Annotated in this window: 12 protein-coding genes and 1 tRNA gene; 6 read left to right on the forward strand and 7 right to left on the reverse strand. The window is 54.0% G+C overall.

Annotated elements, in window-relative coordinates; genetic code table 11:
* Nucleotides 1-101 precede the first annotated feature (101 nt).
* From ACNT1W_RS21815 to ACNT1W_RS21835, 5 genes are all read left to right on the forward strand, one after another.
* The gene (locus tag ACNT1W_RS21815) at nt 102-851 is read left to right on the forward strand and encodes a glucose 1-dehydrogenase (protein ID WP_329908055.1); all 750 of its coding nucleotides are present in this window, start codon (nt 102-104) and stop codon (nt 849-851) included.
* A 23-nt stretch (nt 852-874) separates the two neighbouring features.
* Nucleotides 875-2,341: an aldehyde dehydrogenase family protein gene (locus tag ACNT1W_RS21820; protein WP_329908247.1), complete on the forward strand. Its 1,467-nt coding sequence runs from the start codon at nt 875-877 to the stop codon at nt 2,339-2,341.
* 208 nt (nt 2,342-2,549) lie between these two features.
* Nucleotides 2,550-2,678 (forward strand): hypothetical protein, encoded by a 129-nt coding sequence (locus ACNT1W_RS21825; RefSeq protein WP_261132518.1) that lies wholly within the window; start codon nt 2,550-2,552, stop codon nt 2,676-2,678.
* Between the two features lie 439 nt (nt 2,679-3,117).
* Nucleotides 3,118-3,732: a 2OG-Fe dioxygenase family protein gene (locus ACNT1W_RS21830; RefSeq protein WP_223272826.1), complete on the forward strand. Its 615-nt coding sequence runs from the start codon at nt 3,118-3,120 to the stop codon at nt 3,730-3,732.
* Nucleotides 3,729-4,958 (forward strand): cysteine desulfurase-like protein, encoded by a 1,230-nt coding sequence (locus ACNT1W_RS21835; protein WP_419246131.1) that lies wholly within the window; start codon nt 3,729-3,731, stop codon nt 4,956-4,958. Before ACNT1W_RS21830 ends, ACNT1W_RS21835 begins: the two co-directional genes overlap by 4 nt.
* A gap of 13 nt (nt 4,959-4,971) precedes the next feature.
* On the opposite strand, the gene ACNT1W_RS21840 is transcribed toward ACNT1W_RS21835, so the two are convergent.
* The 6 genes from ACNT1W_RS21840 to xerD all read right to left on the reverse strand — a co-directional run bounded on the left by ACNT1W_RS21840 (nt 4,972) and on the right by xerD (nt 11,389).
* Nucleotides 4,972-5,045: transfer RNA gene (locus ACNT1W_RS21840), tRNA-Gly, on the reverse strand.
* A 168-nt stretch (nt 5,046-5,213) separates the two neighbouring features.
* Entirely contained in the window at nt 5,214-6,731 is a 1,518-nt protein-coding gene (lysS, locus tag ACNT1W_RS21845; RefSeq protein ID WP_012146591.1) for a lysine--tRNA ligase, read from the reverse strand.
* A 9-nt stretch (nt 6,732-6,740) separates the two neighbouring features.
* Nucleotides 6,741-7,839, reverse strand: a protein-coding gene (prfB, locus tag ACNT1W_RS21850; protein WP_112363199.1) for a peptide chain release factor 2 whose coding sequence is annotated in 2 segments (ribosomal slippage) — nt 6,741-7,763 and nt 7,765-7,839 — 1,098 coding nt in all. Because the reading frame shifts where the segments join, the coding sequence is not laid out codon by codon here.
* Between the two features lie 166 nt (nt 7,840-8,005).
* Nucleotides 8,006-9,739: a single-stranded-DNA-specific exonuclease RecJ gene (recJ, locus tag ACNT1W_RS21855; RefSeq protein WP_012146592.1), complete on the reverse strand. Its 1,734-nt coding sequence runs from the start codon at nt 9,737-9,739 to the stop codon at nt 8,006-8,008.
* A 6-nt stretch (nt 9,740-9,745) separates the two neighbouring features.
* Nucleotides 9,746-10,462 carry a bifunctional protein-disulfide isomerase/oxidoreductase DsbC gene (dsbC, locus tag ACNT1W_RS21860; RefSeq protein ID WP_012146593.1) on the reverse strand — a complete coding sequence of 239 codons (717 nt, stop codon included), beginning with the start codon at nt 10,460-10,462 and terminating at the stop codon, nt 9,746-9,748.
* Between the two features lie 27 nt (nt 10,463-10,489).
* A complete protein-coding gene (gene xerD / locus ACNT1W_RS21865) occupies nt 10,490-11,389 on the reverse strand; it encodes a site-specific tyrosine recombinase XerD (protein ID WP_012146594.1) in 900 nt (299 codons plus the stop codon).
* Nucleotides 11,390-11,496: 107 nt separating this feature from the next.
* Between xerD and fldB the strand changes: the two genes are divergently transcribed.
* Nucleotides 11,497-12,015, forward strand: coding sequence for a flavodoxin FldB (gene fldB / locus ACNT1W_RS21870; RefSeq protein WP_017893855.1), 519 nt, complete (start codon nt 11,497-11,499; stop codon nt 12,013-12,015).
* Nucleotides 12,016-12,051: 36 nt separating this feature from the next.
* Here the strand turns inward: fldB and creD are convergent, their stop codons facing one another.
* Complete coding sequence (gene creD, locus ACNT1W_RS21875) at nt 12,052-13,416, reverse strand: cell envelope integrity protein CreD (protein ID WP_017893856.1); 1,365 nt, start codon at nt 13,414-13,416, stop codon at nt 12,052-12,054.

Genomic DNA, 13,416 nt, shown 5'->3' on the forward strand with positions numbered 1-13,416 from the left:
ATATCTGATAGACAATGATTTTTTGTTTTTTCATTTATGCAATCAACGTCGGGAAAAATGTGGTTTGTCGCGAATTCCGCCTTCATGCTGGAGAGTCATTAATGAAACGTTTTAAAAATAAAATCGCCCTGATCACGGGCAGCTCAAAAGGTATTGGCGCGGCGATTGCCAAACGGCTGTCAGCCGAAGGTGCCATTGTTTTCATTAACTACTCTAGAGGGCAGGATGATGCCAACAGATTAGTTAAAGAGATCAATCAACAAGGGGGGATCGCTTTTCCTTTGCAGGCGAATGTGGCCATTGAATCCGAGGTGAATAAACTGCTGGCTGATATTATCGCCCAGTACGGCCGAGTCGACGTATTGGTTAACAATGCCGGCGTCTATGCAACTGGCAGTTTAGAAGAGTTTAATGCTCAAGAATATGAGCGGCATTTTAATCTCAATGTTAAAGGGCTGATTTATTGTACCAGAGCGGCCGTTAACGCCATGCCGGAGGCTGGCGGTTCCATTGTCAATATCAGCTCCAGCGTCACTTCATTCACCCCAGCCAATTCTATGGTCTATACCGCGTCAAAGGCTGCCGTTGATGCCATCACCAAAACATTGGCGAATGAACTCGGCAAAAGAAACATTCGCGTTAATGCGGTCAATCCGGGGTTGGTCGTCACCGAAGGTGTGCACGATAGCGGCTTCTTTAATAGTGATTTCAAAACGCATATTGAATCAGTCACCCCGCTTGGCCGTATTGGGACACCACAGGATATTGCCCCCGCCGTCGCTTATCTGGCCTCTGATGAGGCCAGTTGGGTCACCGGTGAATGTTTAATTATTGGCGGCGGTTTACATTAATATTGTTAGAGGCAAGCGTGAAAATGAATTTAGATAAAGAATACGGCCCACTGATCAACGGCGTTTTTGAGCTGAATAATACGGATCTGCATCCCATGATTTCACCCTCTACAGGGGAGAAACTCGCTGATTTGCATTACTGTAATGAACAGGATGTAGAACGAGCGGTATTGGCCGCCGAAGCCGCATTTCCCGCCTGGAAAGCCCAAGGGCAGCAAGCTCGCGCGCAATTAGTTCTCAAGTTGGCAGATTTGCTGGAGAATGATTCGGAGCGAATGGCGCAAATGGATGCATTGGATGTGGGTCGCTGTATCAGCGAAGTACGTCGCGATTATCACACTGCGGTGCGTCATTATCGCTACTTTGCTTCAGTGATCATGGGGCATGAGGATACCGGCAGATGCATCGCCGACGGCTATAGCCTGGCTAAGCGTGAGCCTCTCGGCGTTTGCGGGCAGATTATCCCGTGGAATGCACCGGCGATTATGGCTGCCTTCAAACTGGCACCAGCCTTGGTCACAGGTAACACTCTGGTGTTAAAAGTGGATGAAAATGCTTCGTTATCCACACTCGAACTGGGTAAACATATCAGTAACGTCTTTCCTGCCGGCGTGGTTAACATCATAACCGGATTAGGCAATGTGGTTGGCTCAGCCCTGACCGGTAATAAAAAAGTCCGCAAGCTTTCGTTTACCGGTAGTACCGCAGTAGGCAGAATGGTGGCAAAAGCCGCAGCAGAAAGATTGGTGCCCGTCACGTTGGAGTTAGGGGGAAAAAGCCCCAATATCGTATTCCCCGATATCAGCGACATTGATGCGGTCGTGGACAACGTCAGCTTTGCCGCGCTCCACAATAATGGCCAATCTTGTTTGGCCGGCACCCGCCTATTTGTTCACTCCGATATCTACGAGAGCTTCAGTGCCAAACTCGTTGAGTCATTCAAACGTGTGCGCATTGGCTCACCTTTAGATGAGCACTCCACAGTCAGCTGCCTGGTGTCAGAAAAGCAAGGCAAGCGGGTACTTTCTTATATCCAAACCGGTATTGATGAAGGTGCCGCACTGTTGGTGGGGGGAAACCGACGGGCGATTTCAGGCTGTGAAAACGGGTATTTTATCGAACCGACAATTTTTGCCGCAGAGAATCATATGCAGATCTGTCAGGAAGAAATATTTGGCCCAGTGCTTACGCTAATCAAATGGTCCGATTATGACGAGATGATCAAACAGGCCAATGACACCGAATATGGATTGGCATCGGGTATTTATACCAGCAGCCTGAAAAATGCCATGGAAACGGCCGATAAATTAGAGGCGGGTTCGGTCTGGATTAATCGCTATTCAAACATTACTGAGGGCACAGCCTTCGGGGGTTACAAGAATAGCGGCATGGGTCGCGAGTTTTGCAAAGAAACCCTGAATGCCTACACGCAAATAAAAACCATAACCTTACAGGCGACACCGCTTGAAGCCTGGTTCGCTGTTCGCTAAGGCACGACGGCACATGGACGTGCCTTATAATCAACAATTTGAATCATATTTATAAATATAATTTTTTAATAATTTTATTGCAGGCAGAAAACAATCCTTTACCGCACTTAAGATTTTTACCTAAAATTAAACTTTAAATTCAATAGCATTAGGATTCATCTTAAAATACAGCCAACGTTTTATGGATATGGAATTCCAGGGAAATAGGATGAACGGTAAGGATCGCAAACCCGATTATCGGGTTGAATATGGCGAAGAATGGAAACCGGAAAAAACCTCTAAATGGTTTTGGATCCTGCTCATCGCCATCATCGGCGCCCTGGTCGCCATTTCGTGAAGTGCATTGCACGACGAACTTCTCGCCCCACACCGGCTGGCCACTTGGCATACCACTCCAATCGTCATCAACGCCAAAATGCCAGGGATAATACCGCCTAACAAAACAGCGCCGAAGATTTTCGGACGCTTCGCAATAATAATTCAACTATGCCGTTTATTTGAAGCTACGCCGCATCGCCTCAATTTTTACGATCAACCTCACAAATACCCCCCCATAAACCTCTCAAATTTATCATTTAGTGGGGCTTTATACCTGGTCATACCGCCCTGCGTTCACTCTTGTTTACAGCAGCAATAGCGCAACGGCGGCCAACGACGGCTAAAAATTGCGTTGGCAATAGTGTCGACTACAATTCAATCGAAATACCTCCCTACAAAGTCAGTCTTGATTCATATTTGAGGTGATTATGTTACATAAACACGAAAACGTAATAAGTATGACTGCACTTAGCCACCAGGCCACCCAACAATTAATGCCGTCATTTTCTGGCTTGCCCCATACACAACACGCCGACGGCAAGTACCGTTTGCGCCGCTATTCGGTCGTCAAACATCTCAATGGTCATGTGGTAGAAATTGGTCCGCGCAATTTCGTTCAGTCTGATGAAATCAACCACTTTCAGGGCAACGTAGTGCGCCGTTTCGAGCCGATTGACGATGCCGTACTGCAAAGCGCCGCTATGGAAGAAATGTGCAATCTGTTTGCTGAAAGCAATGATTTACCTGAAGGAACGGAAATAGAAATTCATCAGATGCGCGTGGTCGCTATTGATAATGAAACGCAGGTGGCTCCGGAAGGGATCCATCAGGATGGTTTTGACCATATAGCGATGATTGGTATTCATCGGCAAAATATTGTCGGCGGCGAGATCATGCTATACGCCGATAATCACCAGCCCCCGTTCTTTAAAAAAGTGTTGGCGGATGGCGAAGCCGTTTTGTTGGCGGACAGTAAGCTATGGCATAACGCCACGCCGATCAGCGCCATTGTCCCGGAACAAGAGGGGCATCTTGACCTGTTTGTTCTGACCGCACGAGGGGAAAAAGCATGACATTTACTCCCGAACTCGCCCGGGCTCAGTTTAGTGCGCTGACCCAACGCCATGATGACAAACCCGTTATCTTTTTCGATGGGCCTGGCGGTTCTCAGGTTTCGCAAGGGGTGCTGGAGAAAATGACCCACTACCTGGGGAAATATAACGCCAATCTGGGCGGACATTATTTTTCCAGCCATAAAACAACCGAGGTGATGGATCATGCAAGGGAATCGGTGCGCGCCTTCTTGAATGCACCCTCGCCCGATAATATCGTTTTTGGCATGAACATGACCTCGCTGACGTTCCACCTCAGCCGCATCATTAGCCTTAGTTGGCAAGCCGGGGACGAAATCATCGTTACCGAGCTGGATCACTACGCCAATGTCTCCAGCTGGCAGCAGGCGGCAAATGACAAGCAAGTCACCGTGCATCAAATCCCCCTGCAACAAGCGGATTGTTCTTTGGATACCGCCCGGCTGTGCGAAAAGATTACCGCCAAAACTCGCCTGGTCGCAGTCAGCTATGCGTCTAATGTTACGGGCAGCATCGTCGATATTAAAGCCATCACCGAAGCCGCCCACCGGGTCGGCGCGCAGGTTTATGTCGACGCAGTACATTATGCTCCGCATAACCTGATCGATGTGCAGGCGCTGGGTTGCGACTTTCTGGTGTGTTCCGCCTATAAATTCTTTGGCCCGCATATCGGCATGGCCTATATCGCGCCGCAATGGTTGCAACGGCTGCAGCCCTATAAAGTCGAGCCGGCCACCGACATCGGCCCAGGCCGTTTTGAGACCGGCACCCAAAGTTTCGAAGGGCTGGCCGGTGTAACGGCGGCGATTGACTACCTGGCGCAATGGGGTACAGCAGGCGCTCCTTTAAGGCAGCGTTTACAGGAAAGTTTTGCCGACTATCACCGCCATGAGGAGAGCCTGTGCAGGTACTTCCTGCAAGGCCTGCGGAACTTCGACGGCGTGCAGCTCTATGGCACCCCGCAGGCGGACATTCACCGTCGTACCCCGACCTTTGCCCTGACCTTCAGCAGCCATAAGCCTGAGGAGATCGCCCGTCGACTTGGCCAACACAATATCTGCGTCGGCAGCGGACACTTCTATGCACTGGGGTTAATTCGACGGTTGAACCTGCAGGACAGCGGTGGCGTGCTGCGCATTGGGATGATGCATTACAATACTCTGCAAGAAATCGATACTTTGTTTGAGATACTTGCCAGCGGAAGGTAGTGACAGGAAGTTTTGGAGCGGGTGAAGGGAATCGAACCCTCGTATGCAGCTTGGGAAGCTGCCGTTCTACCATTGAACTACACCCGCATCGGTGTGCGGCTGCCATTATAACCGGTTATCCCTGCCGGGCAAGCGGAGATAACGCGTAACTGCTGATGTTTTAAGCAGTTAGCCGCAACATCCCCTCACCCTCCCCCTCAGACGAAAAAAAACCGGCACAGAGACCTGCGCCGGTTGATATTCATTACTGCGAAGTTATTTCTGTGGGCGCATTGCCGGGAACAAAATCACGTCGCGAATGGTGTGGCTGTTAGTGAACAGCATCACCATACGGTCGATACCGATGCCCAGACCTGCGGTTGGTGGCAGGCCGTGCTCCAGCGCGGTGACGTAGTCTTCGTCGTAGAACATGGCTTCGTCATCACCTGCGTCTTTCGCATTAGCCTGGTCAGCAAAACGCTGCGCCTGGTCTTCTGCGTCATTCAGCTCGGAGAAGCCGTTGCCGATTTCACGGCCGCCGATGAAGAACTCAAAGCGGTCAGTGATTTCCGGGTTAACGTCGTTACGGCGCGCCAGCGGCGAAACTTCGGCCGGGTATTCAGTGATGAAAGTCGGCTGAATCAGATGGCTTTCCGCCACTTCTTCGAAGATCTCGGTCACTACGCGGCCCAGACCCCAGCTCTTCTCAACCTTGATGCCGATGGATTCAGCGATAGCCACCGCTTTACCCATATCAGCCAGGTCAGCCAGATCGGTTTCCGGACGGTATTTTTTGATCGCCTCGGTCATGGTCAGCTTCACGAACGGCTTGCCGAAGTCGAACACTTCATCACCGTACTGCACCTGAGTATTACCCAGCACGTTCTGGGTCAGGGTGCGGAACAGCGACTCGGTCAGTTCGATCAGATCTTTGTAATCCGCGTAAGCCATATAGAGTTCCATCATGGTGAACTCTGGGTTATGACGCGGAGAAACGCCTTCGTTACGGAAGTTACGGTTGATTTCGAACACGCGCTCGAAGCCACCTACCACCAGACGCTTCAGGTACAGCTCTGGGGCAATACGCAGGTACATATCGATGTCCAGCGCATTGTGGTGAGTCACGAATGGACGAGCAGAAGCACCACCCGGGATCACCTGCATCATAGGGGTTTCGACTTCCATGAAGCCGCGTTCCACCATGAAGTTACGCATCGCCGCCATGATCTGAGAACGCACCTGGAAGGTCTTGCGCGATTCGTCGTTGGCAATCAGGTCCAGGTAACGTTGACGATAGCGGGTTTCCTGATCGGCCAGGCCGTGGAACTTGTCCGGCAGCGGGCGCAGTGCCTTGGTCAACAGGCGCAGTTCGGTGCAGTGGATAGACAGTTCACCCGTCTTGGTTTTGAACAGCTTGCCGCGTGCGCCAAGGATGTCACCCAGGTCCCACTTCTTGAATTCTTCGTTGTAAACGCCTTCCGCCAGATCGTCGCGGGCGACGTACAACTGGATGCGGCCACCAACGTCTTGCAGCGTGACAAAGGATGCCTTGCCCATGATACGGCGGGTCATCATACGGCCGGCAACGGTGACTTCTACACCCAGTGCTTCCAGCTCTTCGTTGTCTTTATCGCCGTACGCAGCGTGCAGCTTGTCGGACGTGGTGTCGCGACGGAAATCATTCGGGAACGCAATGCCGTTCTCGCGCAGCGCAGCCAGTTTTTCACGGCGTGACTGCAACTCGTTATTGAGATCCAGCGCCTGTTCGGCGCCTTGTGGTTGTTGCTCAGACATTTCTGTTCCTTATAACCCGGCTTTCAAACTTGCCTCAATGAATTTATCCAGGTCGCCATCTAATACGGCCTGCGTGTTGCGCGTTTCAACGTTAGTGCGCAAATCCTTGATTCGGGCGTCATCCAGCACGTAAGAGCGGATTTGGCTGCCCCACCCGATATCGGACTTGTTGTCTTCCATCATCTGTTTATCAGCATTTTTCTTTTGCATCTCAAACTCGTACAGCTTGGCTCGCAGCTGTTTAAACGCTTGATCCTTGTTCTTATGCTGAGAACGGTCATTCTGACACTGCACTACGATGTTGGTCGGCAAGTGGGTAATACGCACCGCCGACTCAGTTTTGTTCACGTGCTGACCACCCGCCCCCGAGGCGCGGTAAACGTCTATACGCAAATCCGCCGGGTTGATGTCGATATCGATATCGTCGTCCACTTCCGGGTAGATAAACACCGAACTGAACGAGGTATGACGACGGCCGCCGGAGTCGAACGGGCTCTTGCGCACCAGGCGATGTACGCCGGTTTCAGTACGCAACCAGCCGAACGCATAGTCACCGATGATCTTGATGGTGGCGGACTTCAACCCTGCCACGTCGCCGTCGGACTCTTCAATCACTTCGGTCTTGAAGCCTTTGGCCTCGGCCCAGCGCAGGTACATGCGCAGCAACATGCTGGCCCAGTCCTGTGCTTCGGTGCCGCCGGAACCCGCCTGGATGTCCAGATAGCAATCAGCACTGTCGTATTCACCAGAGAACATACGACGGAATTCTAATTGCTCAAGCTTGGCAGACAGTTGATCAAGCTCAACGACGGCTTCGTTAAAGGTTTCTTCATCGTCGGCTTCAATCGCCAATTCCAGCAGGCCAGAGACGTCTTCGCCGCCCTGCTCCAGCTGATCGATGGTTTCAACGATGGCTTCAAGCGCTGCGCGCTCTTTACCCAGCGCCTGTGCGCGCTCGGGTTCGTTCCAAACGTCAGGTTGTTCCAGCTCTGCGTTAACTTCTTCTAGGCGTTCTTTCTTGGCATCATAGTCAAAGATACCCCCTAAGAACGGCAGTCCGCACGGACAGGTCCTGAATTCGGTTTTTTACCGGGTTAATTTCAAACATGTTTTTTGCGTTCTTTTACGTTGATGTCGTCGATGGCGAAATGCCATTGGAACCGGTAATTCTAGCGGATCCAGGCGTCAGTTTATAGCCGGTTGGTTAGTTTTTGTGGGGGAAGAAAACTTGCCGGGATTTGGCAGAGCAAACCCCGGGATAAAGCAACCACAAATCAACGCGGCCAGAGGTGTTGGATCAGTAACTGCACGTTGCGGTTGCCACGGAACTCGTTGACGTCGAGCTTGTAGGCCAGCTCCACTTCGCGCACGCTGCTGTCGGGCCACAGGGTGGTATCGACATTGAACGCGATACCGTCCAGCAGCGGGCCGCCGCCAAGCGGTTCCACCATCAGTTTCAGGTGTTTCTCGCCCACCAGCCGCTGCTGCAGGATGCGGAATGTGCCATCGAAGGTCGGTTCCGGGAACGCCTGGCCCCAGGGGCCGCCCTCGCGCAACAGCTCCGCCGTTTCCAGCGAAAGTTCCTGCATCGCCAGTTCGCCGTCAGACCAAATCACCCCTTCCAGCATCGCCGGATCGAGCCATTCACCCACCAGATCGCCAAAGCGCTGGCGGAACTCGTCGAATTTGCTCTCTTCCAGCGACAGCCCGGCCGCCATGGCATGACCACCGAACTTCATCATCAACCCCGGATTCAGCGTATCCAACCGCTCCAGCGCATCACGCATGTGCAGACCGGCTATCGAACGGCCCGAACCTTTAAGAATGCCCTCACCGGCCGGTGCAAAGGCTATCACCGGGCGATGGAAGCGCTCCTTGATACGTGAGGCCAGAATCCCCACCACGCCCTGATGCCACTCCGGATGATACATTGCCAGCCCGTATGGCAAGGCGGTGCTGCTGCGCTCGAGTTCGTCGCACAGCTGCAGAGCTTCAACCTGCATGCCCTGTTCAATCTCACGCCGTGTCAGATTGAGCGCATCAAGATCGTTAGCCAACATACGCGCCTGGGCGATGTCATCACTCAACAACAAGGCCACGCCGATCGACATATCATCCAGCCGCCCGGCGGCGTTGAGCCGTGGCCCCAGCGCAAAGCCGAGATCGTTGGCCGCCAGTTGGCGCGCATCACGATTAGCCACTTCCAGCAGCGCCCGGATGCCCGGCCGGCATTTACCGGCGCGGATGCGGTTCAGGCCCTGGTACACCAGAATGCGGTTGTTGGCGTCGAGTGGCACCACGTCCGCCACCGTACCGAGCGCGACCAGATCCAGCAGTTCCGCCAGGTTCGGCATCGCCAGCGCACGTTGTTCGAACCAGCCGCTGTCACGCAGCCGCGCACGCAACGCCAGCATCAGATAAAAAGCCACACCGACGCCGGCCAGGGATTTGGAAGGGAACTCACAGCCGCGCAGGTTCGGGTTGACGATCGCTTCCGCCGCCGGCAGGGTTTCCCCCGGCAGGTGGTGGTCAGTCACCAGCACCTGCATGCCTTTGGCGTGGGCCACGTCCACTCCCGCATGGGAAGAGATGCCGTTATCCACCGTGAGGATCAATTCGGCACCGCGCGTCGCCGCCTGTTCGACCACTTCGGGACTCAGGCCGTAGCCGTCCTCAAAACGATTCGGCACCAGATAATCGACCGCACTGCCGCCCATGCTGCGCAGCGCCAACACCGTCAACGCGGTACTGGTGGCACCATCGGCGTCGAAGTCCCCCACCACCATGATGCGGCGACTCGCCGCCAGCGCCTGTTGCAGAATGCCAACGGCGGTGTCAATGCCATCCAACTGCTGCCACGGCAGCATGCCTTTGACGCTGCGTTCCAATTCCTGCTCAGCCTGAACGCCGCGCAGCGCATATAAACGGCGCAACAGCGGGTGCAGGCTGGCTGGCAAATGGCTGTCGTCCGTCGCCGCACGGCGGCGTAGTTGTGTTTTGATGCTCACCGGCGATTAACCACCGGTTTTGGTTGCGGTCTGATGCGCGTCCAGCATGGCGGCCATCTCTTTTGGCCCCTGATACCCTGGGATCATCATGCCGTTTTCCAGAATGATCGCCGGGGTGCCCTGAATACCGAACTGCACGCCGAGCGCATAGTGTTTGCTGATGTCGGTTTTACAGGTCGCCGGAGAAACCGCGTCGCCTTTCATGGCGGTATCGAAGGCCTTGGCCTTGTCGGCGGTACACCAGATTGACTGCATGTCTTTTTCGGCCTGGGAATTTAGCCCCTGACGCGGGAACGCCAGATAACGGACGGTAATGCCCAGATCGTTATATTCTTTCATCTGCTGGTGCAGCTTGTGGCAATAGCCACAGGTGATGTCGGTGAACACGGTGATCACGTGTTTCTGCTTTGGCGCTTTGTAGACGATCATCTGATCTTTCAGCGCTTCCAGCTTGCCGGTCAGCAGTTGGTTGGTGACGTTAACCGGCTCTTTGCCACTGACGTCGTACAGCGGGCCTTGCAGAATGTGTTTGCCGTCTTCGGTCACGTACAGCACGCCGCTATCGGTCAATACGGTTTTCAGGCCGTTCACCGGTGAAGGCTGCACGTCCGCCTGCTGAATGCCCAGGCTGCCAAGTGCTTTTTGAATTGCCGCGTCGTCGGCATGGGCCGCGCCGGTCACTGAAGCCACCAGCATAGAGAGCAGCATTAAACCTTTCTTCATTCTTCCAATCCTTTTGAACCCGGCGTGTCAGGCACGCGGGTGGTGCTGTTGATGTAGCTGTTTAAGTCTTTCGGTCGCTACATGCGTGTAAATTTGTGTGGTCGAGAGGTCGCTATGCCCCAATAACATCTGTACGACACGGAGATCGGCCCCATGGTTCAGCAAATGGGTGGCAAACGCGTGGCGCAACACGTGCGGCGACAGCCTCTCGCTGTCAATACCCGCTAGGATCGCATAGTGTTTGATGCGATGCCAGAATGTCTGTCGGGTCATTTGCTGGCTGCGGTTGCTGGGGAACAAGACGTCCAGCGCCTGGCCGTTGACCATCCACGGGCGGCCGTGCTCCAGATAATTTTCTATCCAGTACACCGCTTCTTCACCCAGCGGCACCAGTCGTTCCTTGTTGCCTTTACCTATCACCCGTACCACGCCCTGACGCAGGCTGACATCGCTGATGGTCAGCCCGACCAGTTCGGAGACGCGCAGCCCGGTAGCGTACAGCACTTCCAGCATCGCCTTGTCACGCAGCTCCAGCGGCTGATCGACACAGGGCGCCTTCAGCAGCGCATCGACCTGCGCTTCGCTCAAGTCTTTCGGCAGGCGCTGCGGCAACTTCGGCGAAGCCAGCAGTGCCGTGGGATCGTCGCTACGCATATTTTCGCGATACAGGTATTGGAACAGACGGCGCATGGCGCTCAGCAAACGTGCGGAGCTGGTCGCTTTATATCCTCCCTCCACCCGATCGGCGAGAAACGCCTGTAAATCCAGCGCCTGTGCCTGTAACAGCGAGGTATTTTGCTGATTCAGCCAGGCACCCAGCGCCTGCAAATCCAATCGGTAAGAGGCCAGCGTATTTTCTGCCAGATTACGTTCGAGCCACAGCGCATCCAGGAATTGCTCAATCAACGCACTCTCTTGCTGTTGCACGCGGTCCTCTCTTTGTTACGTTTATGCCACAGGCATTATGCCTTAAGCCGGGACAAATCGGGTATACTCGCTGCAATTCTACCTACGGCAATATAAACGGTTTACACATGAAGATTGGTCTGTTTTACGGCTCCAGCACCTGCTACACCGAGATGGCGGCAGAAAAAATCCGTGAGATTTTAGGTGAAGACCTGGTCGACCTGCACAACCTGAAAGACGTTTCCCCCAAGCTGATGGAAGAGTACTCCATCCTGATCCTCGGCATGCCAACCTGGGATTTCGGTGAGCTTCAGGAAGACTGGGAAGCGATTTGGCCACAGCTGACCACGCTGGATCTCCAGGGGAAAATTGTCGCCATGTATGGCATGGGCGATCAACTCGGCTATGGCGAATGGTTCCTCGATGCGCTCGGCATGTTGCACGATCACATTGCCCCACTGGGCGTACAGTTTATTGGCTTCTGGCCGATCGACGGCTTCGAATTCACCAGCCCGAAACCGCTAAGCGCCGACGGCAAACACTTTGTTGGCCTGGCGCTCGATGATGTGAACCAATACGACATGAGCGAAGAACGTCTGCAACAGTGGTGCGAACAGATCCTGCTGGAGATGGAACCCCTGCTGTAATGCCCGTGGGCGCGGTAGCCGCGCCCAGTCCGATGCTTATTTCCACAACCGGAAGCGGCTCTCCTCCGCGCCGGTTGGCGTTTCTCCGTTCAAGCGCGCCGGATCGGCCACCTGATACCAGTCCAATTTACGCGTCAGCAGCATAATTCCCGCCAAAATAGCGAACAACAGCCCTGCCCCCAGCACCAACGCGTTATCTTCCGACTGCAGCAACAGATACAGCACGCCATACAACATCAACAGACTGGCGGCGAACAGCGCCCCCCGCAGCCTGCCACGCAGTACCGCGCTGAGGTAAAAAGCGATCAACCCACTGCAGGCGATGCTGGCCAGCAGATAAGCGATGGCGAAGCCAAAATGCTCGGAGAATGCCAGCAGGATCAGGTAGAACAGCACCAGTGCCGTGCCGACCAGCAGGTACTGAATCGGGTGCACCCGCAGGCCGGTCAGGGTTTCGAACAGGAAGAACGCCATAAATGTCAGGCCGATAAACAGCACCGCATACTTCACCGCGCGTTCGGTCAGTTGATAGTGATCGACCGGTTCAATCAGGCTGGTGCTGAAGGTTGGCAACTTGTCTTCGCCAAGAATTTCGTCGTCGTAATGGAAAGCGCTGTTGATGTTGTTGGCAAACCAGGTGCTGCGCCAGCGGGCACTGAAGCCTTTTTCCGTCACCTTGCGTTCGTCCGGCAAGAAGTTACCGAGGAAATTCGGGTGTGGCCAATTACTCTGTAATGTCAATTCGCTGCTACGCCCGAGCGGTACCAGTGACAGGCTGCTGGTGCCAGCCAGCGTCAGGGTGAACTCGGCATCCAGCCCCGCTTTTTGCAATGCGGGCAGCGTCAGCGGTGCATGAATACCCTGAGGTAACACGTTTACCTGGGTACCCGGTTCAAACACCGTTTGAGACTCTGCGCTGCTAAGCGGCGAGATGCTCTTGATGCCGCGTGAATCGCTCAGCGAAACCAGCAGGAACGGCTGGCCAATCACGACATTGCTGCGCTGCAGGTCTGTCACATCCGGCTGGCCAAACTTCACCTTAAACTGCAACGGTCCCTGATAGACCTGAGTCTGGTAAATGCCCAGCTTGCGCACCTCCACGTTCGGCTTGCCGCTGACCTGCAACGTCTCGGGCAGCAGATAGCGATGATGCCGAACTATCTGCACCACCTTCTGCCCCTTGTCATCCGTCTTCTCTTCCCGCTCGCTGTAAGGGATGACGATCAGCGGCCCCAAAATGCGCTGTGCCCGGCTGGTGCTTTCACTGACCTGCCCAACCACGCTCTGGCGGTAGCCGCTGCGCTCATCAATCACATTCATTAACATCGTTACCGGGATAATCATTAAAATCATTAGTCCCAGCAGAGTGGTTATTTTCCAAAACAGTATCGATTTCATCAT

This window comes from Serratia sp. NFX21 (assembly GCF_048517035.1).
Lineage (GTDB): Bacteria > Pseudomonadota > Gammaproteobacteria > Enterobacterales > Enterobacteriaceae > Serratia > Serratia quinivorans.

Bases quoted from the DNA above. Each gene is read 5' to 3' on its own strand.
- ACNT1W_RS21830 (WP_223272826.1), top strand. From the start codon at position 3,118: ATGACTGCACTTAGCCACCAGGCCACCCAACAATTAATGCCGTCATTT.
- lysS (WP_012146591.1), bottom strand. From the start codon at position 6,731: ATGTCTGAGCAACAACCACAAGGCGCCGAACAGGCGCTGGATCTCAAT.
- ACNT1W_RS21820 (WP_329908247.1), top strand. From the start codon at position 875: ATGAATTTAGATAAAGAATACGGCCCACTGATCAACGGCGTTTTTGAG.
- dsbC (WP_012146593.1), bottom strand. From the start codon at position 10,462: ATGAAGAAAGGTTTAATGCTGCTCTCTATGCTGGTGGCTTCAGTGACC.
- creD (WP_017893856.1), bottom strand. From the start codon at position 13,416: ATGATGAAATCGATACTGTTTTGGAAAATAACCACTCTGCTGGGACTA.
- ACNT1W_RS21815 (WP_329908055.1), top strand. From the start codon at position 102: ATGAAACGTTTTAAAAATAAAATCGCCCTGATCACGGGCAGCTCAAAA.
- fldB (WP_017893855.1), top strand. From the start codon at position 11,497: ATGAAGATTGGTCTGTTTTACGGCTCCAGCACCTGCTACACCGAGATG.
- ACNT1W_RS21835 (WP_419246131.1), top strand. From the start codon at position 3,729: ATGACATTTACTCCCGAACTCGCCCGGGCTCAGTTTAGTGCGCTGACC.
- ACNT1W_RS21825 (WP_261132518.1), top strand. From the start codon at position 2,550: ATGAACGGTAAGGATCGCAAACCCGATTATCGGGTTGAATATGGCGAA.